Source organism: Bradyrhizobium sp. 482_C4_N1_8 (assembly GCF_052075965.1).
Lineage (GTDB): Bacteria > Pseudomonadota > Alphaproteobacteria > Rhizobiales > Xanthobacteraceae > Bradyrhizobium > Bradyrhizobium barranii.
Genome location: NZ_CP197231.1, coordinates 1,636,356 through 1,657,260, shown reverse-complemented (window position 1 = coordinate 1,657,260; position 20,905 = coordinate 1,636,356). Strand labels below are relative to the sequence as shown.

General features: G+C 64.4%; 22 protein-coding genes. 1 reads left to right on the top strand and 21 read right to left on the bottom strand.

What is annotated here, in order from left to right:
• Window positions 1-463: 463 nt before the first annotated feature.
• On the top strand, window positions 464-1,234 hold the full coding sequence (locus AB7Z56_RS07815; RefSeq protein WP_028147148.1) for a response regulator transcription factor: 771 nt from the start codon (window positions 464-466) through the stop codon (window positions 1,232-1,234).
• Window positions 1,235-1,356: 122 nt separating this feature from the next.
• On the opposite strand, the gene AB7Z56_RS07810 is transcribed toward AB7Z56_RS07815, so the two are convergent.
• From AB7Z56_RS07810 to AB7Z56_RS07710, 21 genes are all read right to left on the bottom strand, one after another.
• Window positions 1,357-1,815 (bottom strand): hypothetical protein, encoded by a 459-nt coding sequence (locus tag AB7Z56_RS07810; RefSeq protein ID WP_014492689.1) that lies wholly within the window; start codon window positions 1,813-1,815, stop codon window positions 1,357-1,359.
• Window positions 1,812-2,324, bottom strand: a complete 513-nt coding sequence (locus AB7Z56_RS07805; RefSeq protein WP_063981320.1) for a hypothetical protein — start codon at window positions 2,322-2,324, stop codon at window positions 1,812-1,814. The genes AB7Z56_RS07810 and AB7Z56_RS07805 overlap by 4 nt, the downstream gene beginning before the upstream one ends.
• 39 nt (window positions 2,325-2,363) lie before the next feature.
• Window positions 2,364-2,849, bottom strand: coding sequence for a rod-binding protein (locus AB7Z56_RS07800; protein ID WP_063981319.1), 486 nt, complete (start codon window positions 2,847-2,849; stop codon window positions 2,364-2,366).
• On the bottom strand, window positions 2,846-3,265 hold the full coding sequence (locus AB7Z56_RS07795; protein WP_063986115.1) for a hypothetical protein: 420 nt from the start codon (window positions 3,263-3,265) through the stop codon (window positions 2,846-2,848). Before AB7Z56_RS07795 ends, AB7Z56_RS07800 begins: the two co-directional genes overlap by 4 nt.
• Complete coding sequence (gene fliR / locus AB7Z56_RS07790) at window positions 3,262-4,023, bottom strand: flagellar biosynthesis protein FliR (protein ID WP_354233146.1); 762 nt, start codon at window positions 4,021-4,023, stop codon at window positions 3,262-3,264. The genes AB7Z56_RS07795 and fliR overlap by 4 nt, the downstream gene beginning before the upstream one ends.
• A complete protein-coding gene (gene flhA, locus AB7Z56_RS07785) occupies window positions 4,020-6,101 on the bottom strand; it encodes a flagellar biosynthesis protein FlhA (protein ID WP_063981317.1) in 2,082 nt (693 codons plus the stop codon). Before flhA ends, fliR begins: the two co-directional genes overlap by 4 nt.
• A 76-nt stretch (window positions 6,102-6,177) precedes the next feature.
• Window positions 6,178-6,444: a flagellar biosynthesis protein FliQ gene (gene fliQ / locus AB7Z56_RS07780; RefSeq protein ID WP_014492683.1), complete on the bottom strand. Its 267-nt coding sequence runs from the start codon at window positions 6,442-6,444 to the stop codon at window positions 6,178-6,180.
• Window positions 6,441-6,860: a flagellar hook assembly protein FlgD gene (gene flgD / locus AB7Z56_RS07775; protein WP_063981316.1), complete on the bottom strand. Its 420-nt coding sequence runs from the start codon at window positions 6,858-6,860 to the stop codon at window positions 6,441-6,443. The genes fliQ and flgD overlap by 4 nt, the downstream gene beginning before the upstream one ends.
• 15 nt (window positions 6,861-6,875) lie before the next feature.
• On the bottom strand, window positions 6,876-7,295 hold the full coding sequence (gene flbT, locus AB7Z56_RS07770) for a flagellar biosynthesis repressor FlbT (RefSeq protein ID WP_063981315.1): 420 nt from the start codon (window positions 7,293-7,295) through the stop codon (window positions 6,876-6,878).
• Complete coding sequence (gene flaF / locus AB7Z56_RS07765) at window positions 7,295-7,639, bottom strand: flagellar biosynthesis regulator FlaF (RefSeq protein WP_063981314.1); 345 nt, start codon at window positions 7,637-7,639, stop codon at window positions 7,295-7,297. The genes flbT and flaF overlap by 1 nt, the downstream gene beginning before the upstream one ends.
• A 54-nt stretch (window positions 7,640-7,693) precedes the next feature.
• Window positions 7,694-8,740, bottom strand: a complete 1,047-nt coding sequence (locus AB7Z56_RS07760) for a flagellar hook-associated family protein (protein ID WP_063981313.1) — start codon at window positions 8,738-8,740, stop codon at window positions 7,694-7,696.
• 3 nt (window positions 8,741-8,743) lie between these two features.
• Window positions 8,744-10,219 (bottom strand): flagellar hook-associated protein FlgK, encoded by a 1,476-nt coding sequence (flgK, locus tag AB7Z56_RS07755; protein ID WP_063981312.1) that lies wholly within the window; start codon window positions 10,217-10,219, stop codon window positions 8,744-8,746.
• A gap of 34 nt (window positions 10,220-10,253) precedes the next feature.
• On the bottom strand, window positions 10,254-11,486 hold the full coding sequence (locus AB7Z56_RS07750; RefSeq protein WP_063981311.1) for a flagellar hook protein FlgE: 1,233 nt from the start codon (window positions 11,484-11,486) through the stop codon (window positions 10,254-10,256).
• Between the two features lie 97 nt (window positions 11,487-11,583).
• Window positions 11,584-12,165, bottom strand: a complete 582-nt coding sequence (locus AB7Z56_RS07745; RefSeq protein ID WP_063981310.1) for a transglycosylase SLT domain-containing protein — start codon at window positions 12,163-12,165, stop codon at window positions 11,584-11,586.
• A complete protein-coding gene (gene fliK, locus AB7Z56_RS07740) occupies window positions 12,116-13,441 on the bottom strand; it encodes a flagellar hook-length control protein FliK (protein ID WP_283017532.1) in 1,326 nt (441 codons plus the stop codon). Before fliK ends, AB7Z56_RS07745 begins: the two co-directional genes overlap by 50 nt.
• Window positions 13,438-14,625, bottom strand: coding sequence for a chemotaxis protein (locus AB7Z56_RS07735; RefSeq protein ID WP_063981308.1), 1,188 nt, complete (start codon window positions 14,623-14,625; stop codon window positions 13,438-13,440). The genes fliK and AB7Z56_RS07735 overlap by 4 nt, the downstream gene beginning before the upstream one ends.
• Complete coding sequence (locus AB7Z56_RS07730; protein WP_063981307.1) at window positions 14,622-15,962, bottom strand: MotB family protein; 1,341 nt, start codon at window positions 15,960-15,962, stop codon at window positions 14,622-14,624. Before AB7Z56_RS07730 ends, AB7Z56_RS07735 begins: the two co-directional genes overlap by 4 nt.
• Window positions 15,963-15,968: 6 nt before the next feature.
• Window positions 15,969-16,670 carry a hypothetical protein gene (locus AB7Z56_RS07725; protein ID WP_063981306.1) on the bottom strand — a complete coding sequence of 234 codons (702 nt, stop codon included), beginning with the start codon at window positions 16,668-16,670 and terminating at the stop codon, window positions 15,969-15,971.
• Window positions 16,667-18,295: a flagellar basal-body MS-ring/collar protein FliF gene (fliF, locus tag AB7Z56_RS07720; RefSeq protein ID WP_063981305.1), complete on the bottom strand. Its 1,629-nt coding sequence runs from the start codon at window positions 18,293-18,295 to the stop codon at window positions 16,667-16,669. Before fliF ends, AB7Z56_RS07725 begins: the two co-directional genes overlap by 4 nt.
• Window positions 18,296-18,603: 308 nt before the next feature.
• Complete coding sequence (locus tag AB7Z56_RS07715; RefSeq protein ID WP_063981304.1) at window positions 18,604-19,512, bottom strand: flagellin N-terminal helical domain-containing protein; 909 nt, start codon at window positions 19,510-19,512, stop codon at window positions 18,604-18,606.
• A gap of 273 nt (window positions 19,513-19,785) precedes the next feature.
• Complete coding sequence (locus AB7Z56_RS07710; RefSeq protein WP_063981303.1) at window positions 19,786-20,697, bottom strand: flagellin N-terminal helical domain-containing protein; 912 nt, start codon at window positions 20,695-20,697, stop codon at window positions 19,786-19,788.
• Window positions 20,698-20,905 lie beyond the last annotated feature (208 nt).

Sequence of the window (20,905 nt, the reverse complement as noted above, 5' to 3'; positions counted from 1 at the left end):
TTACCAAATCAACTGATGCGATCGAACATACAAAGAAACAACCAGAAACGAATCAACAGCATCAAACACGCATAGCAACCGCTTTGCTGCGCGCGCTTGATCGGAAATCGGCAATTGTTACGGTCCTACTCAAGTGATTCTCGCCAGTTGGCGAGGAGATCGACACAGTTCAGGTGCGTTCGGACGCAATCGGCAAGTTGGCGCAACTGTTCTAGGTCTGTCTCAATCCGCTCCGCGAGGTGATCCGTAAGACACCCGCCGAGCCTCACGCAGTAAGCGTTCAGTATCGAGTCGAAGTAGCAGGCCTGCACACGCAGGCACTGAATGCGTAGGGCTGCCCGCGAATATCGAAACCATAACAACGGTTCGCGGGATGGAAATATCGTCAAACAGCATGGTTGCCGAGCCGGGCATCACAACAACCATCCGGCAGCAACAAGTGCGAAACAGGGGCGAAAGACTAATGTATATTATCGTTGATGATCGCGAGAGCGTCACGAACAGCTACGTTGGAGGGCTCGTTCGCGAAGGTGTATCGTCGATCGGCTTCTCCTCCGGAGAATTCTGGGACTGGCTGCAATCTGCGAGCGAACCGGATCTGGCGGCGGTCGACGCCTTTCTCCTCGGGGACTGCGATGCCCGCGGAAGCCTGCCGCGGGCGATGCGCAAGCGCTCCTCGGCGCCCATCATCGCCATGAGCGGCCAGAAGATGCTCAAGAACACGCTTGAGCTGTTCGAATCGGGCGTCGACGACGTCGTCCACGTGCCGATTCACCTGCGCGAGATCCTCGCCCGAACGGCCGCAATCGCGCGCCGCCGGGTGGGCGAGCTGCCGAGGCCCTGCGAGACCAGGATCCAGGTCTTCTTCAACGGACGTGACCCCGAGATCGCGGGCCACGCTCTCACCCTGCCCCGCCGCGAGCTGCGCATTCTCGAGTATATGGTCAGCAACCACGGCAAGTGGATCACCAAGACGCAGATCTTCAACGCGGTCTACGGCATCTTCGAGTCGACCTTCGACGAGAGCGTGATCGAGAGCCACGTCAGCAAGCTGCGCAAGAAACTCCGCGACCGCCTCGGCTTCGACGCGATCGTGGCCCGGCGCTACGTCGGATACCGCCTCAACATCCCTGCCGGCGAGACCATCGACGTGCCGATGCAGGAACTCGACGAGGTCGGGATCCTCCTGAACAGGGCACATGCCGCCCCGGCGGCGTACCCGGCCGGAAACTAACGCGGCAGGGCACCGCCACGAAAACGACAACGGCCTCTGCGGAGTACCCTTCGCAGAGGCCGTTGCACTTTCAGCGGCAGGGATGGCGGAACAGCGGCCTCGCGATGCCGGCGCCGCGACAGCTACGGCTTCTGCTGGAATTCTTCCTTCGAAACATAGTTGAAGTCCTCGACCAGGACGTCCTGGACGACGTCGGCCTGCATCCGCTCGTTGACACGCTGCTTGATGGCCGTCGTGAGGATGGAAAGGTCGTAACGGGCGAGCTTCCTGAAATCGAGGCGGTCGTCGGCATAGATCCTGCGGAAGGCCTCGTCGACGACGAACGGCTCCGGCGGGACGTTGAGCTGGTGCATGATCCGCGCTTCAACGGTGTAGACGAAGCGCGCCACGATGTAGCCCTGCACGCTGCCGCCCTCGACCATTGGCACGCTCAGCGCCCGCGTCTTCTGGTATTGAAGGCCGTCGAGATATTCGTCCTTCGCCGGCAGCAGGCTGCCGTTTTCCTTCCAATAGGCCACGGCATAGCTCGTGCCCGCGGTGAGGATGCATACCCAGAGCCCGGCCAGCACGAGTCTGATCATTTTCCGTCCTGTGCTGTGCGGCCGGTATAGGTGCCGTCCGACTCGGCTTCCTTGATCGCCTTGACGATGATGGCCGCGACCTCACGCACCGCATCGTAATGCATTTCGAGGATGGAACGGTTTCGCTCGAGCTTCTCGCGCAACCGCTGGATCTCCTCGGTGATCTCGACCTCGTTGCCGAGATGCATCCGAGCCCGCATCAAGCGGACGAATTCGAGCATGCTCCGGCTCTTCCGGGCACTGAAGTCGTCGAAATCGATCTTCTTGCCCGTCGAGAGCGCGACCGTCTCCTCCTCGACGATGTTCTCGAGCCGGCGGATCGCAGACAGCAGGCCACGCACCTCGTCCGATCTCGCCGCGTCGGTGCCGTCGTTCACCACGTCACCGCCGAGATTCGGCAGCAGCGCAGGCAAGAACGCATCGCCTTCTGCCGCTTCCAGCGTCATCGCCTCGGCGTCCACGACCGGCTGCTCCACCACCAGGACCGCCGCACCTTCTTGTGCTTGCATAGGAAATTCACCCCTCAACTTCTGTCACCCATTCCCGGATCATGATCCGGTCTTTTCCGTAACGCCGGGCCCCGCCGGTTGCGCAGCGGCCAGTTGCTTGGCAATGCCAATGCCCTTGCCCTTTGCCAGCTGAGCACCAAGCTGCTCCGCCAGCATCGACTTCCAGACGCCGCCGGCCGTGCCCTTGCCGAAGACTTCCTCCGACTCCTTCGGCAGCATCGTCTCGACGAAGGTCTGGAGAATGAACGCCTCGAACTTCCGGTACACCTCGCCGGATGCGGGCGCCTTGATCACCCGCACCGGCGGCCCGTTCACCGCACCCGGCTGCTGCGCTTCGGCAGCCTGCGCCGCGGATTGATCGGCATTCGCCGCCTTGGCCTTGCCGACCTCCGCGTCCATGGTGGCGGCGAAATCGGCGTCCGACGATTTCAGTGCATCGAGCTTCGCGGTCGCCGCCCGCTGCGTCACGGGGTCGGCGGCATCGAGGACATCGAGAACGAGGTCGGGCGTCGCTGTCACGATCATGTCTTGTTCCGGCTGGCTGGCCGTGGCGTCCAGTCACGCACGGCGGGGCTTATTCCCGTCATCTCTTCGAGCGAGCGCGCCTCCGCGTCGCGAAGCTTGTCTGCGAGCGCGGCCTTCGCGACCTGCTCGAACTGTTTCACACGGCGGGTGTCCGCGCGGACCTGGTCGAGCTGCTGCGACGCCTGCGCCTGGACCGCGCGCGCACCGGCGCTCGTCCTGTTCAGGCGCCGCGCGATTGAGTCGCTCGACGAGCCCGCCGGCGGCTTGCCCTCGTTGAGGGTTCCTACCAGCCATTCCTGCTCGTCCTGCAAGCTGCGCTCCTGCTGCCGCAGATGCGCGAGCTGCCATTCGGACAGCCGGAGCTGAAGCTTCACGAGCGAGACCATCCGGCCGAGCTTGTCCGCGCGCGACGTCATGACCATCGCTCCGCCAGCCACGACGAGACGCCAAGCATGAATTGCGTCAAGAGCTCGTCGCTCGTGAGGTAGAGCAGCAGGAAGCCGCCGAACAGCACGAAGGGCACCGAGATGAAATAGACCGGAATTGCCGGCGTCAGCTTGTTGATCAGGCCGACCGCGAGGTTGACGATGACCGAATAGACGATGAAGGGGCTCGTGATCCGCAGCGTCAGCACGAACGCCTCGGACAGGCGGCTGACGAGCTGTTCGAGCGCCATGCTGCCGCCGATCCTGTTGCCGGGCTGCCAGACGTCGTAGGAGTTCATCAGCCCGCGCAGGACCTGCCAGTGCTGATCGGTCATGAAGAACAGCGTGGTGACGGCTGCCATGATCAGCGGGACCAGGGCCGGCGCCGGATCGGTGTCGCCGACCGGCGTTCCCGGGATGTTGCTCAGCCCGATCGCGCCCGCCATCACGGTCGCCATGGTCTGCAGCGCGAGGAAGAACACGCGCCCGCCGAGCCCGATGACGCTGCCGACCACGAGCTCGGAGCAGATCAGGAGCGCAAGCGTCAGCGGCGCGGCGTTGTCGGTGAGAGGTTTCAGGACCGAGATCAGGATCGGCGTCAGCGCAAACGTCGTGACGAGCGCGACGAACAGGCGAACCTGGGCCGGAACGTTGACGCTGGAATAGCCGGGTACGAGCATCAGGCAGGCGCCGATTCGGCAGAACACGATGAACGTGACCAGCACGCTATCGGCAAGCCCGCTGATCACGATATGGCTCCCAGCGCCCTGATCTCGGCACTGCGCGCGACCTCGACATGCGACAGGACCGGCAAGGTCGGGAACACCCGCTCCAGGATCATCCGGACATAGGGGCGCGCTTCGGGGGTGACCGCCAGAACCACGCTGGTGCCGTTCTCGGTGAATTTTCGGATCGCGGCGCTGGCTTCGGTTGCGAACTGCTCGATCAGCCGAGGATCGGCGTCGAATTCGAAGACTTCGCCCTTGGCGTCGCGCTTCAGGCTCTGGTGGAACGCCAGGTCCCAGCGGTTGCCGAGGCGGACGACGTTCAGCACACCGTTGTCGGAAAGGTCGCCGCAGATCTGCTGGGCAAGTCGCGTCCGCACATGCTCCGCGACCTGCTCGGAGCGCCGCACATGAGGCGCGATCTCGGCAATGGCCTCCAGGATCAAATGGAGGTTGCGGATCGACACGCGCTCGGCGAGCAGGATCTTCAGGATCGCCAGCAGGCCCGAATAGGAGATCTGCGACGGGCAGAGATCCTCGACCAGGCGCTTGTATTCGGGATCGAGACGGTCGAGCAGCCCGCGCATGTCCTTGTACGACAGCAGCTGCGCGAGATTTGCCCTGAGCACTTCGCTCAAGTGCGTGAGCAGCACCGACAGGTTGTCGACCGGCTTGCAGCCCTGACGCTTGACCTCGTCGGTGAACGCCTCCGTCACCCACAGCGCCTTCATGCCGAAAGCGGGTTCGATCACCTCTTCGCCGGGAACGTCGGGCTTGCCGTCCTTGTCGACGAGCACCAGCACCTCGCCGAGCCGCAGCTCGCCGTGGGCGATACGCGTGTCGTGGATCCGGATCTGGTATCCCTTGGGATCGATCGACAGATTGTCGCTGAGCTTGATCTCCGGAATGACGAAGCCGTATTGCTTGGCAAACTTCTTGCGGAGCTTGCTGACGCGGTGCCCAAGCTCGGTGCGCGCGCCCAGCAAATGGACCGACAGATGGCCGCCGAGCGACACCTCGATCTCTGCGGTCTTGAGCGATTCCTTGACGGATTCCTTGGCATCGGCCTGGGCGCGCTCGTCGGCCTTGCGCGCATGCTCTTTCTTCTCCCGCGCCGCCTGCCGCCGCGGCAGCGAGTAGCCGACAAAGGCCATTGCGCCGCCGAGCAGCACGAAGGGTGCCATCGGCAGCCCAGGCATCAAGGCGAGCACGAACATCATCAACGACGCCGCCGACACCGCGCGCGGGTAGCCACCGAGCTGCCTCAGCACGGCCTGCTCCGCCGACCCCCTGGTGCCGCCCTTGGAGACCAGGAGGCCCGCCGACAGCGACACGATCAGTGCCGGCATCTGCGTTACCAGACCGTCGCCGACGGAGAGTTTGGTGTAGACGTCGGCGGCGCGCGACAACGTCAGCCCGTGATGCGTCACGCCGATGATGATGCCGCCGAAGATGTTGATCGCCGTGATGATCAGGCCGGCGATTGCGTCGCCGCGGACGAATTTCGAAGCACCGTCCATTGCGCCGAAGAACGCGCTCTCCTCTTCGAGCTCGCGGCGCCGGCGCTGGGCCTCCTTGTCGTCGATGAGACCCGCGGAGAGGTCGGCGTCGATCGCCATCTGCTTGCCTGGGATGGCGTCCAGGGTGAAGCGGGCACCGACTTCCGCGATACGCGTTGCACCCTTGGTGATCACGACGAAATTCACCGTCACCAGGATCGTGAAGATGATCAGACCGATGACGAAGTCGCCGCCCATGACGAACTTCGAGAAGCCGGCAACGACGTGACCCGCGGCTTGTTCGCCCTCCCCGCCCCGCGACAGGATCAGACGGGTGGTCGCAACGTTGAGCGCCAGCCGCAGGATCGTCGCGATCAGCAGCACGGTCGGGAAGGCGGAGAAATCGAGCGGCCGCTGGATCCACAGCGCGACCATCAGGATCAGCGCGGACAGCGCGATCGAGAAGGCGAGGCCGAGGTCGATCAGGATCGGCGGTATTGGCAGGAACAGGATCGTGAGCATGGCCACGATACCGCCCGCGAAAAAGGCGTCGGCCCCCAATCGTCGCGGGGTCGGCAGGCTAGCAGCTAATGTATCGGCCATGGGTCACCGGCAGAGGGTCCGCCCCGCAATCTGCCGTGCAAAGCTTACGCGAGGGTGGTGGCCGGGCTCTCGCGGATCAGAAGCCGTGCTCGATCCGCGAATAGACCATCTCGGTGAAGGTGGAGAGATGGGCGCCGATGAAGGAGCCGGAAACAGCAACGACCAGGAGGATGACGATGATCTTCGGCACGAAGGTCAGCGTCACCTCCTGGACCTGGGTCAGCGCCTGGATCAGCGCAATGGCGGTGCCGACGAGCATCGCGGCGCCGACGGCGGGGCCGGAGGCGACGATGATGGTCCAGATCGCCGCCTGGACGATGTCGAGGGCGTCCCGCTCGTTCATGACTGGCTGATCGTAAGGCCGGGCCCGACCGCGACCTTCGTGCCGTTCTCGAGGGTTGCGATGGAGCCGTCGTTGTTGATGGAGATCGAAACGACCTTGCCGCTGAAGGTCGCGCCGGTCGCGTCGGTGAAGCTGACGGTCTTTCCGATCAGCCCGTTGGCCTGCGACAGCGACTGCGACGACAGCAGCGCATCCAGCTTCGAATTGGTCTGCATGGCCTGCTCGACCGTCGAGAGCTGGGCGAACTGGCTCATGTACTGCGAGGTATCCATCGGATTGGTGGGATCCTGGTTCTTCATCTCGGCGACGAGGAGCTGAAGAAAGGTATTGTAGTCGACGGTGTTGCTCGCCGTGTTCTTCGTGGAATCGGTCGCATTGGACTTGCTGGTGCTGTCGGTCGCGCTGTTGACGTTCATGTAGCCTCTCCGCTGTCAGGCAGCCTCGAATGGGATCTCGGTGGCGACGCCGGCCAGGCCGGCCAGGATTGCGTCCTCTACCGGGAACAGTCCCCGGATCCGCTTGAGCGCCTCGAAATAGCGGGTCGTGCGGACCAGCTCGTGGATCGTGGCGAGCCCGTCGAGCATCTCACGGCTCTCGCAAACCGCGAGCAGGGCCGCGTGATGCTCCCCGTAGAGCGCGACTGCGGCGCCGATATCCGTCGGGTTCATCAGCATGAGCTGGACGATGAAATAGAGCTGCCGCATCGCCGTCGTGGCGTCGGAAGCCTGCATGACCTGCCCTTCGAGCAGGAACATCACGTCGTTGACGAGCTCGACGGAGACCTTGCGGTCCACGCGCAGCACCGCGCCGTTGACGTAGATCCGCTCGCCCGCCCGCAAGGATATTTTCATCAGAGCGCGTCTCGGATCAGGCGGTTTATTTCGATGAGCTGCATCACGTCGTTCGACTTCTCCTCGCGAAGCCGATCCGCTTCCTTGACGACCCACAGACCGATCGAGATGATGTCGGCGCGCAGCTTTTCCGGGAGTGCGTTTTCCGGATGGGCGAGATCCTCGATGAAGATCGTCCACAGCCGCCGCACGTAGAGCAGGCTCTCGACCAGATCTTCGAAGCTGAAGCGCCCGCCCTGGACCCGCTCGAGCCGGTCGATGCCGAGGCTGAGCGCCTGCCGCTCGCGGCCCCGCGCCTCAGAGGCGCTATCATCGACGACCACTTCATAGGCTTCAAACGTCATCAGAACCACTCTGCGCAGGAGACCGAACAACAAGACAAAGTTACAGACCCCGGCTCAGAGATAGTTGATCAGGCTGATCTGCTGGAGCTGCGACGTCAGCGACAGCGCCGTCTTGATCTGGGTCTGCAGGGTGTTGACCCGGACCGAGGCCTCCGTCGGGTCGACGGCCTCCATCTTGACGATCTGATTGTTCAGAATGTCCTGCTGCGTCTTGAGCTTTTCGGTGGCGCCGGTGACCCGCTGCTGGACTGTGCCGACGCCGCCGCCGAGCGTAGCGAGGTCAGTGATGGCGTTACCGACGAGGCCGATGGCCTTGTCCACGACGACTTGGAACGTGTCCTGGCTCAGGTTCGCGTTCCCAAGATCCGCCATCATGGTGTAGGCCTCGGCGAGCCTACGGAAGCCGATCTGGTTGGCGCTAACGGACGTATCGGCGATCTCGGTCGTGGAGATACGGCTTTGCATGGTCTGGTCGGTGGCCGTTGACCAATTGGTGTTCCAGGCCGGGCTCGCGAACTCGGCATCGAAGGTGGTGTTGAGGAAGGTCTGCATTTGGGCCGGGGTAATGGTGCTCACGCTGGCCGAGGATTGCGAGAAGCCGAAGGTCGCAAGGAAATCGGCATCGACCTGGTTCTTGCTGGCCGAACCCGCGGTGTAAGCCGTGATCGGCGTGTTCTGCGTGTTGACCCCCGAGAAGAGATACGAGCCATTATAGGAGACGTTCAGCGCGCCGATCAGATCCTGGAGGTTGGCGGACGCAGGCGGCAGGATGATCCGCCCGCCGCCGTCGGTGCTGCGGGCCGCGATCAGGTCCTTGAGGAAAGAGGTTGCGGTCGTGCCGAGCTGGGTGATCCGGTTCTGCGTCGTGTCCAGCCGCCCCGAGACGAGCCCGTTGGTATCGACGAGTTGATCGGCGAAGCTCAGGTCCGCCCGCAGGGTGACGTCGCTTCCCGTCGTGGCACCAAGCTCGAGGCCGACATCGGCGAAGCGGCCGGTGGTGGCTTCCTTCGAGGCCTTGGTCAGCGCGGCCTGATTGTTCGTGATCGAGGACCTCAACGACGAAGACAGCATCAGGGTCGAGATGTAGTTGGCGCTCATCATGACTTAATTCCCCACGGCGGCCAGCAGGCTCTGCAACATTTGGTCGACGGTCGAGATGATCTTCGACGACGCCGAATAGGTACGTTCGACCTGAAGCATCAAGGACATCTCGTCGTCCATGTTGACGCCGCTGACGTTCGACAGCGCCGCGGAGCTGCGGTCGAGCAGCGTGTTCTGGTAGGTGGCGTTGTCGTCCGCGGCCTTGCGCTGGTTTTCGATCCAGCTCGTCGACGACGCAGCGAAGTCGATCAAGCTGCCGCTCGGCTTGCCTTGCGTGGTTGCATCGAACGGCTGCGACGCATCCATGTTGCCGATGAGCTGCTGCAGCCTGGTCGAGTAACCGGCATTGCCGGTGGTGTTGTATCTGTAGGCAACGTTGCCGCTGATCGCGCCATCACGCAGCAGGTTGGGATTGCCGCCCTGGGCCGGGTCGACCGACGCGGCAACGCTGATCGAGCCGGCCAAGCCGACCGAGACGGTCGCGCTTGCGGGCATCGCGGGTGAGCCGGGATAGGTGAAGAGGCCGGGCCGGTCGGGCAGCGCGGCGCCGGACTGGTCGACCTCCTTGAAGGATTCGACAAGGCCGCGTGCGACCTCGTCGAGCTGGCTCTGATACGTGACCGTGGCGTTGTCGCGCAATTGGGCGAGGCCAGCGAGCTTGCCGGTCTTGATCGGCATCACGGAATTGGCGCCGGTGACCGGGACACCGTCGATATAGACAGCATTTCCGGTGGTCCCGGGCGTATAGATGTTGGTCGCCGCGAAGCTGACCGAGCGCGCCGTCTTGTCGAACAGCACGACGCCGCTGTCGGCGTAGAGCGCCGCGTCGCCGTTGGCGCGCAGCGTCATCGAGACGCCGACCTCCTGCGACATCTTCGAGATAATGTTGTCGCGCTGGTCGAGATAATCGGTGACGTCGTCACCGGCGATCGTCCCCTTCACGATCGCGGTGTTGACCTTATCGAACTGGGTCAGGAGCTGATTGATATTCCCGACCGAAGTCGCCATGTCGGCGTCCGCTCCCTGGCGCACCGTCTGCACGGTCTTGGTGGCCTGGTTGAGCGCGGTCGCCATGTCCTTGGCGGACGTGACCGCCGCCTGCGCCAGCGTGGTGTTGTCCGGGGCGTTGGCATATTGCTGGAGCGCCTGCTTCAGCTTGTTGAGCTGGGCGGCCGGCGACTGCCCAAGCTCGGGATCGTCTACAGTCGAGGCCGATATCTTCTGAAGACCGTCCAGGATCGCATTCTGCTTGGCGGACCCAGACGTCGCGATCAGGACGTTATTATAGAGACCCGAGCTCGCGGCGCGCTGGATCGCCGCCACATAGACGCCGGCCCCAGGGAGATTGTCCAGCACGGCGATCTTGCGCGAATAGCCGGCGGCGCTGGCACCGGCTATGTTGCGCGAGATCGTCGACGACTGGATACCCGACGCCATGAGCGACGCACGAGCGGAGTCGAGAGCAGCGGTAAGGGACATGATTTGCTCTTGCCCGGAATGAGCGCTTGAGGATTCAGCGCTTCAGGTTGACGACGACGTCGAGAAGATCGGCGCCGGTCTGGAACGATTTCGAATTCGCAGTGAAGCCGCGCTGCGCCTCGATCATCCCGGTGAGTTCGTCCGCGAGGTCGACGTTGGAGTCCTCCAGCGCGCCCGACTGGACAGTGCCGAGACCGCCGGTACCGGCATTCCCGGCCTGCGCGTTGCCGGAATTCATGTTGGTCGAATAGACGTTGCCGGGCTCCGGCGTCAGGTTGTCGGGGCTCGCGACGTCGGCGAGCATGATGGTGTAGAGCGTCAGCTGCTGACCGTTCTTGAGGATCGCCGTCACGAAGCCCGAATCGTCGACATCGACTTTGTCGATGGCCGATGGAACGCTGCCATTGACTGTCGCCTTGAAGCTGAAGTCGGTTCCGACCTGCGTCATGTTCGACAGGTCCAGGCTCATCGCCGCACCGCCGGGAACGGTGAGGGCGAGAGTCGTCGGGCTCGCCGCGGCCAGCGTGCCTTTGCCGGCTGCGGTCGTATCGAAGGTGAAAGTGGTGGCGGCACCAACCGACGCACCTGTCGCGGAGTTGTAAGCCTGAAGCTGCCAGGTGTCAGAGCCGGCGGCCGTCGCCGTGTGGGACATGTAGACGTCGAGCGTAACGGCCTGGCCGATATTGTTGTAGGCCACGATCGAGCTCTTCGACGAATATGACGCCGGCCCGGGCGGACCGGCGATCACAGCCGCTTTCGGATCCAGATTGCCGGTCGTGAGCGTTCCCGCCGTCGACGGCACAGGCACTTGCGAAACCTGGGCAATGTTGACGATCTGCATGCCGGACAGGCTGTTCTGCGAGAAATTGGTCACCTTACCGGGCTGGCCCAGGAGGTAGTAGCCGGCCGCGTTGACCAGATTGCCCTGGGCGTCCGGCACGAACGAGCCGGCGCGCGTCAGATATTGCTGCGTGTTGGCGGCGTTCGACACCACGAAGAAGCCGTTGCCCTGCACGGCGAGGTCCGTGGTCGACGTGGTGAACTGCGTGTGTCCCGCGTCGCTGATGGCGTAGCGAACCGTCGTCTCGACGGCGCCGGAGTCGTAATTGCCGGAGCCGCTCTTCAGGATCAGTGACGAGAATTCCGTCGAAGCCCGCTTGTAACCGGTCGTGTTGACGTTCGCGATGTTGTCCGAAACCGTCGACAGCTTGTTGGACTGCGCGCTCATTCCGGAAACGCCGGTGCGCATAACACCATACAGGCTCATGAAGTAGGCTCCTTTGTCAGGTTGTATCTACAATGCGGGTTCTTGCTTGCGCGGAGCTGATGATTGGGATCCGTGCACAACTTTCAGGTGGTAGCGGTCACGTCGTCTTCGGCTGACAGAACGAGCGCGCCTTGTCGGTCCACGCGCCGAAGCCGCTGGAGACGAGATGAGCGACGATGTGACAGACGTAGCGCTTCTGCGCGGGCTGATTGTTGGGGCCTGCGTTGTAGCGCGCGACCGCCATGGTCCAGCTGCCCTCGCGCTGCTTCAGCTCTTTCAGGAAGCGTGCGGCGTATTCGACGTTCTTCGCGGGATCGAACATCGCGCGCACCGACGTGAACTTGTCGCCGTGATAATAATGGTTGATCTGCATGCAGCCGAGGTCGATCAGCTTGATGCCCTTGCCGCGCATCGTCTCGAAATTCGCGATCGCGTCGTTCATGTCCTTGGCGAACACGGTCTGGCCGTCGGCGCCGAGCGCGTAAGGGTGGAGCGAACCGCGCCGTCCGGTCTCGGTGAGGCCGACCGCATAGAGAATGCCGAGCGGGATCCCATGCTGCTGGGACGCGCGCGCCATCTCGCGCTCGCAAGGGCGCGCGTTGTCGGTCGCCGCTGCCGCGGCGCCCGCGCTACAGATAAACAGGGCCGCGGCGAGTATGCGGCCCCACGTCCTGGTCATGACGCGTCTCCTCGTTGGACTGGCGCTCCTGCCGGGCCTGCTTCGCACCGCCGTCCGATTGCCCGGACGACGTGCCGGCGCCGCCGAACGTGCCTTGCGACTGCGACGATGGCTGTTGCTGGCCGGAGAGCTGCGGCTGCGGCTGGCCGGAGCCGCTCTGGAATCCGTCCAGCGAGCCGTGCTGCACGGGCGCGACGTCGGCGACATAGCCCGCCGACTGCATGAGATCGCGGATCGACTCGCGCTGCTGATCCAGCATCAGGCTGGTGTCCTTGCGCGCGGCCGCGAGGTGAACTGAAACCTCCGAGCCGACGAGGCGAAGGCGTACCGTGACGTTGCCGAGCGCCGGCGGTTCGAGATTGATCGTCAGGATCTTGAGCGGCTCAGGCGCTTTGGTCTGCGACGTCGCGAGATCGGCGGCGGTGGACGCCGTCGGAGCCGGCGATTCCTTCAGCTCGGCGACGACTGCGTTGGCGACCTGCTGCGTGGCGCTGAACTGCGCCGGCGGCAGATGGGTCTCCTGCTGGACCACGGTGACCTTGGTCGCTTCGGGCAATGCGTCCCGCGCCGAGGCCTTGACGGCGCGTTCGACATTGGCCGTGACGGCCTCGAAGCCTTGCGTCGCGGGCATTGCCTTCGAGGACGCATCGCTGGCTTGCTGCGCGGCTGCCGCCGCCTGCGAAGGCGCGGCCTGCGAGCGCGTGCCCGTTGAAGCGGCAGCCGGCGGCGCGGGCTCGGCAGACGTGACCTTCGCGGTGCCCTGGACCTCACGCTTCGTCGTGGCAGAGCGCTCGTCGCGCGCAGGCGCGTCCTTCTTGTCGCCCGCCGGCGATTGCAGCTGCGGCTTCACGGCCGGCACGGCGGCGAACTGCTGTTCGACGACCGCCGGAATGCTCGATCGGGCCGAAACTTCGGTCTTCGCGCCGTGGTCGACCGGAGTTTGCGTCTCCGGCGATTTTTCAGTTTTCTCGTCGGACGATTTGCGAATGGGTTCGGGTTCATCATCCGCCTCGGTGCGTTCCCGCACCGTCTTGTCCTTGTCGGCCGGGCGCGCGAGGTGCGTGCGCAACGATCCGGCTTTCGCGCTCGTGTTGCCGCCCTCGTCGTTGAGCGCCCGCTTCGCGAGATTCGAGACGGTGTGCAGCAGATCGTTGAACGACGAATCTGCCGGCGATTTCGTTCCGGCGGATTTTCCCGAGCGCGATGCGCCGCGCACGTTGAGGCTTTCGGCGAGACCCGAAAAGACCTGTCCGGAGGTTCCACTGAGCTTCGTCATGGGCGATCCCTGGTAAGGCGTTCGAGTTCGCCGAGCTGCTTCCGCGCGCGCGCAAGCGTCTCGGTCGACGCGGCGAGATCGAGACGCGCCGGCGTGACCGGAGGCTTGTCGGCGGCGGCGGTGGATCCACCCGCGAACGGCTTGCGGACATCGAGTGCGAGCTGCAACGTCGCATTCAGCAACGGAACGTCGCGCTCGGGCAACTTCGAGCGGTCGAGGGCCTTCAACTCGGCGACACCGCCGTCATACTCGTCAGTGAGCGCCCGCGAGACGCCGCGGAAGAAATGCGCGCGCTCGCGATCCTCCGACGCGTCGGCGCTGAGCGTCAGCGCACGCTCGCCTGCAAGCCGGGTCACCGCCAGCCGTCCATGCACCATCGCGGTGCGCGCGATCACGAGATAAAGCTTGAGGCGGCTCGCCCGGTCGATCTGCTCCAGCAGAGTGACGATCCGCGCAAAGCGGCGCTCGTCGAGAGCAATGCTCGATTGCGTCAGGCCGGAGGCGAAGCGCTGCCAGAAGTCCCCGGCATAGACCGAGTTGCGGTAATGGCGGATATAGGCGAGCGTCAGGAACTCGAACTTGTCGAAATCCTCGGCCTGCCCGACCAGCAGGATCTCGCGCCGCAGTGCCGCCTCCTCCACCAGCGTGCCCGGCAACAGCAGCCGCGCGTCGTCCAGACGCTCGATCGCGAGCGATGCCTCGGCGCGCGCGAACAGTGCGCCCTGGACCAGCGCGACCTGTCCGCCCAGGCCCGTTGGCAACGTGCGCGGCTTAACGTCCTTGAGCAGTTCGCGCGCTTCGTCCTGGCGGCCTTCGACATAGGCCAGCGCACCGTTGAACAGCCGCTCGTCGACGTTCAGCTTGTCGCGCGGCAGCTTTCGGACGACCTGCGGCCCGCCGCCGCTGAGCAAATAGATGATGACGGCCTGGCCGTTCTGCGCATTGCTCCACACGCTCGGATCGGCGGCGAGGAACTTTTCGCCGACCTGCCGGGTCAGCGCGATGTGGCTGCCATGCGCCGCGGTGTCGCCGCGGGCAATGCCATCCTGCACCGCCTGCAAGGTGCGCACGAGCTCATAGGGCTCGCCCGAGGTCGATGCCGGGGACGGTGCCGGATCGGCAAGCGCGCATACCGTCGTGAACGGCAGCAGCAGCAGCGCGGCGCGCAGGAGCGGCCTGATCAAGGGCGCTTCTCCCGGACCAGGATCTCGATCCGGCGGTTCTGGGCGGCAGCTGGATCGTTCGTCAGTTTCGGCCGCCGATCGGCGTAGCCTTCGACATGCTCGATCCGCTGCGCATCGACGCCGGAGCGAACCAGCATGTAGTAAGCCATCTGCGCGCGCGCGGTCGACAGCCGCCAATTGTCGTAATTCTCGGACTTGTAAGGCCGATTGTCGGTGTGGCCGCGGACGATGATCATGCCCTGGCGCTTCGTCAGTAGCGGCCCGATCTTGTCGATCACGCGGATCAGCTCAGGCCGCGGCTCGGCCGAGCCGACCGCGAACATTCCGAAGCTCGCATCGTCGGTCAGGCTGATCAGAAGGCCTTCCTCGACCTGGCGCACCTCGGCCACCGGGCCCGCACCGGCCTTGATGTCCGACAGCGCATCCACGATCGCGGACTGTAGCTGCTTGACGGTCGGCTGCTGGGTCTGTGCCGCATCGCGCGATTCGGAATTCTTTGCTTGATCGCCGGGGCGTGGCTGCGCGGCGGCATTGGCTTGAGCGCCAGCCTGGGCGCCCGGTTGCGGCGCATTCGCCTGAGCACTGCCATCGCGTTGAGCCTGCGAAAGCGCAGGCCCGGGCGGCAGCAGCGGCGACAGGCTTGCAGACGACGCGTCCGCGTTTGGAGCCACGCTACCGCCGGCATCGTCCTGCTTGGCACGTTGCGCCTGCGGCTCGCCCTGACCTGTCCCGGACGCATTGTCGCGCGCGGACGCGTTCGGCTTTGGCTCGCTGTCGACGAAGTGATCCGCATCCTTGGACGTCTGCGGCGCCAACTTCCAATAGCCGGGATCGAAGGGATCGCGGTAGGCATCGCCGCCCTTGAGGCCGTCCTCTTCGGCGGAGGTCAGCGCGCCGGCGCGGCGCTGGCCCGAGGACTGGTTCGCGCTGTTGGCGATCTCGGCAAGCGTCGCGTAGGGATCGCGAAACAGAACCTTCTCTTCGAAGGAGGCAGGCTTCTCCGCCGTCGGCGAGTCTCCGCGACGTTCTTCGTTCGGCCCGGCCGGCTGACGCTTGCCGTCCTGGCCTTCGAACTGCGTCGGCTCCTTCTTGCTGAGATCCTTGAGGCCCTTCGGAGCGGGTGCGTTCTCCGCGAGCTTGATCGGGTTGAAATAGCTCGCGACCACCTGCTTCTGGTCCTGGTTGAGCGCATTGAGCAGCCACATGACCAGAAAGAACGCCATCATCGCGGTCATGAAGTCCGCATACGCGATCTTCCAGACGCCACCGTGATGCGCCTCCTCGGCGAAGGCGCTGCGCCTGCGGATGATCACCAGCTCGTGCTTGACTTCTTCCATGGCGGACTACCGGCGCGCCTCGTTCAGACGTTCGCTCCACGCCGCAATCTGCGTCTCGATCACGGTCTGGTCTGCGACGACGCGGACCTCGAAAGTCTCGGCGGCTTCGTATTCAATCCCGGTTCGCCGGGCCGTCTGGAGCTGCGAGCGCACCAGATCGAGCAATTCGCCCGGGCCGGTGATCTTGAACACCGGCACCGGCGAATTGCCGGTCAGCGTTGCGATCTGCTCGACCAGCGATCCGATCGCCTTGTCACGGACGGCGTCGGCGAGGAAAGGCAGCAATATCCGCGCAACCGAGCTTGCGATGTTGGTTTCGATCTCGCGGCAGGCCGTCTCGAAGCCGCCCACGATCGTGGCCGCCTGCTGGTCGGACCATTTGGCCCGCTCCTCGCCGAGCCGGATCGCGCTGCGAACGCGCTCCTCGGCGACCCTAGCATCGCCTTCCGCGACACCGGCGGCGTGACCGCGACGATAGGCATCTTCGAGAAGATTGGCCGACGGAGCTTCCGCCTCGGGCGCCGGAAGCGGCGATTGAAGCTGCGGCTGCGATTGGACCTGACGCGGCGGCTGAGGCTGAGGCTCGCGCCGCACCTCCATCGGCCTTGTCAGCACATCCTGGATCTTGGGGGGCGGAGGCGGCGGCGGAGACTTGGCCCGCCCATTCGCGTCGAACTGCGTCAGGAGTTTTCCGATAGCCGCGTTCATGCTGCCTCCTCGCGTCGCATCCAGTCTTTAAGGATTGCTGCCGCCTGCATCTGATCGAGCCGGACGATCTGCTCCAGCCGCTTCTGCGGCGTCCGCTGCATCTTGCCTTCGAGATCCTCGACGAGGTTGAGCTCGGGGTCCTGACTGTCGGCCAGTGCAAGGGCTGTTGCAGCTTCAAGCTCGGCGGCCTCGGCCGCCTCGGTCTGCTCCTGCGCTGCGCGATGCGTCAGAATGCCGTTGACCGCGGGGCGAAGGCCGAACCAGACCAGCATCGAGGCAACGGCCAGGATGGTGACCGCGTTGATGACGCTGCCGAGCTGCTTGTTGATCATCTCGACGAAGCTGATCGGCGGCACCGGCGCCAGTTCGCGCGAGCCTTCGATGAAGTCGACGGCCGTCACCTGGATCTGGTCGCCGCGCTGCTTGTCCAGTCCGCCTGCCGTCGCCGCGAGCTGGCTGATCTCGGCGAGCTTGCTGTCGACGATCGCCTGATTGCTCTTGTCGCCGAGATCGGCGACAAGCCGCGCGCGGTTGACCAGCACGGCGATGAAGAGCTTCTTGACCAAATAGCCGTCGCTCACCGTCGTCGTTGTCTTGGACGACACCTCGAAATTGGTGACGTCCTCGCGGCGGGTCTTGTCCTCGCTGGAATTCTTCGTGCCGCCGCTATTCACCTGCTGGTCCGGCAGGTTCTGCTGCACCGTGGTCGGCGTCGAACGGTCCGCATTCTGCGACGATTCCTTCTCGCGCACGTTCCGGACCGAACGCTCGGCGCGGCTCTCCGGGTCGTAGACCGTCTCGTTGGTCTGCCGCTTGTCGGTGGAGAGCTGCGGCGCGACGCTCACCTCGAAATTGTCCAGACCGAGATATGGCGTCAACGCCTTGCGGATGTTCTCCTGCACCATCCCGCCGACCGTCTTCTGGAGGCTCGCCATCTTGGTCGGGGCCGCGCTGGCTTCGTCCTCTTCGGCGAGCAGCATCGAACCATCGGCATCCAGCACCGTCACCTTGTCGCGGCTCATGCCGGGAATGGCCGCCGCGACGAGGTGGCGGATCGACTGCGCCGTGCGCGCCTCGATCGCGCCGTCGGTGCGCAGTACGACCGACGCCGAAGGCGGCTGCTGCGTCGCCCGGAACGAGCCGCGCACCGGCATCACGATATGCACCCGCGCCGCCTTGACGCCCTTCATCAACTGCACGGTGCGCGCGATCTCGCCTTCGAGCGCCCGGAGCTTGGTGACCTCCTGCATGAACGAGGTAAGGCCGAGCGAGCCGATCTTGTCGAACAGCTCGTAGCCGGAATTGGCGCTGGTCGGCAGCCCCTTCTCGGCAAGCAGCATCCGCGCCTGCATGGTCTGGCTCGGGCGCACCGAGATGGCGTCGCCGGCCGTATTGACGTCGAATGTGATATTCTGCTCGCGCAGCGCGGCGCCGATGCGCGTCACGTCTTCGCGATTCAGGCCTGTATAGAGCGTTTCGAACTCAGGCCGGCTCAGATAATAGGCGCCGCCGACGACGGTGACGAGAACGGCAAAGCCGATCAGTCCCAAGGCCATCAGGCGCCGCGGCCCAAGCTCCAGCAGATTGTTGAGCAGTTGCTGTACCTGCGCACGACTGAGCAGCATGTGACCTCGTACCAATGCGAACGTATGGGACACTCCGCTGCCAACCTTGTCTGAAGGTTGCGCAAGGAGACGAATGTGTCGGTTCGCGGGCGAGGCGTTGCAATTTTACAAGAATCCTGGACGACGCGATCAACTCAGCAGCAACAAGCAGGCGCACGAGCGCATGGCAGCGCAATCGGCTGCGGCGTGTTGCATGACGTCTGGCGTCGGAAGAACTTCCATTACGGGCACATCTTGTGCCGCCACACCCGCCGGTCATGGCAGGGACCGTGCTCCCGGGGGAGCACGGTTGTTTCCAAAGCCGAAGCTTACTTGAACAGCGACAGGATGCTCTGGCTGTTCTGGTTGGCGATCGAGAGCGCCTGAACGCCGAGCTGCTGCTGGGTCTGAAGGGCCTGGAGGCGGGTCGATTCCGCATTCATGTCGGCGTCGACGAGCTGACCGACACCGCGATCCACCGAGTCCATCAGGGTCTTGACGAACTCCGTGTTGGTCGAGATGCGGTTCTTGACGGCGCCGAGGTCGGCGGCGGCCGAGGACACCGAGTTGATCGCAGTGGTGAGCTGCGTGATGTAGCCATCGAGCGTGGTCTGGTCAGCCGTCGAGTCGGTCAGCGCGGAGATGTTGATCGTGTTGACCGACGCCGGGCCGCTCACCTTGTCCAGGATACCGGTCTGGGTCGCGGTATAGAGCGAGTAGTTGGCAATCGTCAGGGTGATGGACCCGATCGTCGGCGTGCCGCCGACGCGCGAGAACGACGACACCAGGTTGAAGGTCGCCGGAGTGGCGGCGGTCGTGCTCAGCCAGTTCACGCCGTTGAAGGTTGCCGCATCGGCGGTACCCTTCATCTGCTGCTGGATCTGGGTGATGTCGGCCTGGATCTTGGTGCGGTCGATACCAGCGGTCTTGGCTTCGACCAGCAGCGCCTGCAGCTTGGTCAGGCCGCCGGTCTTGTCGCCGACAACCGCGGTCAGAGCGGTGTATTCGGTGTCGACGGTCGCAGCCGACAGACCGAGCGAGTCGGAGACGGCGGAGAGCGCGGCGTTGTCGGCGCGCATCGACGTCGCGATCGACCAGTAGGCGGCGTTGTCGGAAGCGGTGGCCACGCGCTGGCCGGTCGAGATCCGGTTCTGCGTGGTCGCGAGCTGCGAGCTGACGCTCCGGAGTGTCTGGAGCGCGGTCATTGCAGCGGAGTTGGTAAGCAGGCTCGAGGCCATTCTTGACGTCCCTTTGAAACGGATTGAATTGATTTTGGGGACATACCGGGCTTGCACCGGTACGGCGGGGCGGCATCATGCCTTTGGGCGGCCGAAGAGCGGGCCCAACCTGTCGTAGCGGCGACGATAGCGCGCGAAGTTTGTGCGAGGCTTGTGGCGACGTGGCTGGACCGCAACACGGTGAGCCAGGAGGTCACGACGCGTGACGAGCGTACGCCAAATAAAAAGGCCGCGCTTCGCGAGAAGCGCGGCCTTCCCGGATGGTTTTGAGGCTTAGCCGCGGAACAGCGACAGGATGCTCTGGCTGTTCTGGTTGGCGATCGAGAGCGCCTGAACGCCGAGCTGCTGCTGGGTCTGCAGGGCCTGAAGGCGGGTCGATTCCGCATTCATGTCGGCGTCGACGAGCTGACCAACACCGCGGTCCACCGAGTCCATCAGGGTCTTGACGAATTCCGTGTTGGTCGAGATGCGGTTCTTGACGGCGCCGAGGTCGGCGGCGGCCGAGGCCACCGAGTTGATCCCGGCCGTGACCTGCGCGATGTAGCCATCGAGCGTGGTCATGTCAGCCGTCGAGTCGGTCAGCGCCGCGATGCTGATCGTGTCGATCGATGCAGCGCCGCTCACCTTGTCCAGGATGCCGCCCTGGGTCGCGGTGTAGAGCGAGTAGTTGGCGATCGTCAGGGTGATGGACCCGATCGTCGGCGTGCCGCCGACGCGCGAGAACGACGACACCAGGTTGAAGGTCGCCGGCGTGGTCGCGGTCGTGCTCAGCCAGTTCACGCCGTTGAAGGTCGCCGCATTGGCGGTACCCTTCATCTGCTGCTGGATCTGGGTGATGTCGGCCTGGATCTTGGTGCGGTCGATACCAGCGGTCTTGGCTTCGACCAGCAGCGCCTGGAGCTTGGTCAGGCCGCCGGTCTTGTCGCCGACAACCGCGGTCAGAGCGGTGTATTCGGTGTCGACCGTCGCAGCCGACAGACCGAGCGAGTCGGAGACGGCGGAGAGCGCGGCGTTGTCGGCGCGCATCGACGTTGCGATCGACCAGTAGGCGGCGTTGTCGGAAGCAGTGGCCACGCGCTGGCCGGTCGAGATCCGGTTCTGCGTGGTCGCGAGCTGCGAGCTGACATTGCGGAGGGTCTGCAGCGCAGTCATTGCAGACGAGTTGGTGAGCAGACTTGAACCCATTTTTGATGTCCCTTTGAAGATTGAACTGTTTTTGGGGACATACCGGGCTTGCACCGGTACGACAGGGCGGCGTCATGCCTTTGGGCGGCGAAAAAGCAGGCCCAACCTGTCGTAGCGGCGACGATAGCGCGCGAAGCTTGTGCGAGGCTTGTGGCTCTGTGCCCGGACTGCAACAGGGCAGCCGAATTTGCGGCGTGCGCGCGGCAAC

Bases quoted from the DNA above. Each gene is read 5' to 3' on its own strand.
- AB7Z56_RS07815 (WP_028147148.1), top strand. From the start codon at position 464: ATGTATATTATCGTTGATGATCGCGAGAGCGTCACGAACAGCTACGTT.
- AB7Z56_RS07810 (WP_014492689.1), bottom strand. From the start codon at position 1,815: ATGATCAGACTCGTGCTGGCCGGGCTCTGGGTATGCATCCTCACCGCG.
- AB7Z56_RS07805 (WP_063981320.1), bottom strand. From the start codon at position 2,324: ATGCAAGCACAAGAAGGTGCGGCGGTCCTGGTGGTGGAGCAGCCGGTC.
- AB7Z56_RS07800 (WP_063981319.1), bottom strand. From the start codon at position 2,849: ATGATCGTGACAGCGACGCCCGACCTCGTTCTCGATGTCCTCGATGCC.
- AB7Z56_RS07795 (WP_063986115.1), bottom strand. From the start codon at position 3,265: ATGACGTCGCGCGCGGACAAGCTCGGCCGGATGGTCTCGCTCGTGAAG.
- flhA (WP_063981317.1), bottom strand. From the start codon at position 6,101: ATGGCCGATACATTAGCTGCTAGCCTGCCGACCCCGCGACGATTGGGG.
- fliQ (WP_014492683.1), bottom strand. From the start codon at position 6,444: ATGAACGAGCGGGACGCCCTCGACATCGTCCAGGCGGCGATCTGGACC.
- flgD (WP_063981316.1), bottom strand. From the start codon at position 6,860: ATGAACGTCAACAGCGCGACCGACAGCACCAGCAAGTCCAATGCGACC.
- flbT (WP_063981315.1), bottom strand. From the start codon at position 7,295: ATGAAAATATCCTTGCGGGCGGGCGAGCGGATCTACGTCAACGGCGCG.
- flaF (WP_063981314.1), bottom strand. From the start codon at position 7,639: ATGACGTTTGAAGCCTATGAAGTGGTCGTCGATGATAGCGCCTCTGAG.
- AB7Z56_RS07760 (WP_063981313.1), bottom strand. From the start codon at position 8,740: ATGATGAGCGCCAACTACATCTCGACCCTGATGCTGTCTTCGTCGTTG.
- flgK (WP_063981312.1), bottom strand. From the start codon at position 10,219: ATGTCCCTTACCGCTGCTCTCGACTCCGCTCGTGCGTCGCTCATGGCG.
- AB7Z56_RS07750 (WP_063981311.1), bottom strand. From the start codon at position 11,486: ATGAGCCTGTATGGTGTTATGCGCACCGGCGTTTCCGGAATGAGCGCG.
- AB7Z56_RS07745 (WP_063981310.1), bottom strand. From the start codon at position 12,165: ATGACCAGGACGTGGGGCCGCATACTCGCCGCGGCCCTGTTTATCTGT.
- fliK (WP_283017532.1), bottom strand. From the start codon at position 13,441: ATGACGAAGCTCAGTGGAACCTCCGGACAGGTCTTTTCGGGTCTCGCC.
- AB7Z56_RS07730 (WP_063981307.1), bottom strand. From the start codon at position 15,962: ATGGAAGAAGTCAAGCACGAGCTGGTGATCATCCGCAGGCGCAGCGCC.
- AB7Z56_RS07725 (WP_063981306.1), bottom strand. From the start codon at position 16,670: ATGAACGCGGCTATCGGAAAACTCCTGACGCAGTTCGACGCGAATGGG.
- fliF (WP_063981305.1), bottom strand. From the start codon at position 18,295: ATGCTGCTCAGTCGTGCGCAGGTACAGCAACTGCTCAACAATCTGCTG.
- AB7Z56_RS07715 (WP_063981304.1), bottom strand. From the start codon at position 19,512: ATGGCCTCGAGCCTGCTTACCAACTCCGCTGCAATGACCGCGCTCCAG.
- AB7Z56_RS07710 (WP_063981303.1), bottom strand. From the start codon at position 20,697: ATGGGTTCAAGTCTGCTCACCAACTCGTCTGCAATGACTGCGCTGCAG.